This window comes from Streptomyces phytophilus (genome assembly GCF_013870535.1).
GTDB classification, from domain to species: domain Bacteria; phylum Actinomycetota; class Actinomycetes; order Streptomycetales; family Streptomycetaceae; genus Streptomyces; species Streptomyces phytophilus.
In genome coordinates, this window is the sequence record NZ_JACBXC010001378.1 from 1 (window position 1) to 1,529 (window position 1,529).

Sequence of the window (1,529 nt, forward strand, 5' to 3'; positions counted from 1 at the left end):
CGCTGCTGCCCGGCGCCCCTTCCGGCGCCGGGCAGGGCGCCGTCACTTGGCCTTGCTGCCGAACGCGAGGGCGAAGTACTCCACGTCGTCGCGGTCGCTGATGATGTCCTGCGCCAGATAGAACCGGCCGTGCTCGAATATGTACGGCACGCTGTCGCTGTAGGTCAGCGTCGACTCGGCCTCCGCCGTGTCGTTCGGCAACTCCAGCCAGATCTCCTCCTTGGCCGAGCCCGGGTCGATCGCGAGGATCTCGCCCCCCGTGTCGTACGTCCCCTTGCGGTACGCGATGACCTTGCCGTCCTCCACCCGCAGCGGCACCATCGTCCGCTTCTCGCCGGCGTCGTACTTCTTCGTCGGCTTGCCCGAGTCGAGGTCGAAGGCGACGATCTCGTTCGTGTCGCCGTAGTCGCTCTTGCCCTGGTGCTCGCGCGACGGCAGGTACATCGTGTCGCCGTCGACCGCCACCGTCGTGCAGGACTCGGCGCCGCCGGAGTAGTCGCAACCGGGCTTGTAGCGCGGGCCCGCCGACTCCGTGCCCAGCGAGATCTTCGAGCGCAGCTTGCCCTCGTCGAGGGCGAAGATGTCCGTCTCGGTGGTCTTGCCCGCGCCGATCGTGATCACCGGCGGCTCGACGGAGAGCACCTGCACGCTCTGCACCCCGTCCGGCACGTCGTACGACCAGTAGATGCCGCCGCTGGCCGGGTCGACCTTCTGGACCTTCATGTCCTCGTTGAGCGAGCCGCAGAAGACCAGGCCCAGCAGGTTCTCCCCGTCGCTGGCGTAGTCGTGGTCCTTGCACTCGGTGGTCGGCTTGGTCTGCCAGACCGGGTCGCCGCCGGCCAGCGGGAACGCCGCGGAGCCGGAGAGGCCGGAGGCGATGACGGTGTCACCGGCGATGGTCACGTGGTCGAACTTCACGTTCTCGTCGGCGCTCGCCACATGCTGCCGCCACAACTCGTCGCCGGTGTCGACGTCGAAGAGCACGACCTCGGAGCACGGAGCGTACGAGTCGTCGGGGTCGGTGACCTCGCCGTCCTGCACCAGCATGGCCGCCTTGCCGTCGTCGGTGACCACCCGCGAGGCGCCGCAGACCAGGCCGTCGGTGGGCAGCTCCCACGTCTCCTTGCCGGTCTTGGTGTCGTAGCCCTTCACGGCGTTCAGCTCGCCCTTGGCGTAGATCTTCTCGGTCGCCCACTGGCCCGCCGCGGGCCACGTCGCGCCCTCTTCGGCCTGCGGGTACGGGACACCGAAGAGCAACTCGCCCTCGGGGCTGGCGGGCTTGCTCTCGCTGACGGCCTTCTTGGCACCGCCGCCACCGCCACCGCCCCCGCCGGCCTGGGTGTCGCCGTCGTCGCGGGTGAGGAACCAGCCCGTACCCCCGGCGACCACGAGGATCGCAAGGACCGCCGCGATGACCGTCCAGACGGGCACGAGCTTCTGAGCCGCGGGTCGGGCGGGCAGGCCCGGGACCTGCGCCTGGGGATAACCGCCGGAGTGCGCCGGAGCCGGCTGCGCAAAGCTGTGGTGCG

The 1,529-nt window shown here is 69.9% G+C and carries 1 protein-coding gene; it reads right to left on the minus strand.

Going from position 1 to position 1,529, the window contains the following annotated elements:
* Positions 1-42 precede the first annotated feature (42 nt).
* Positions 43-1,529, minus strand: a 1,487-nt coding sequence (locus H5J30_RS32540; RefSeq protein ID WP_181791258.1) for an outer membrane protein assembly factor BamB family protein, incomplete at its 5' end; no start/stop codon positions are given.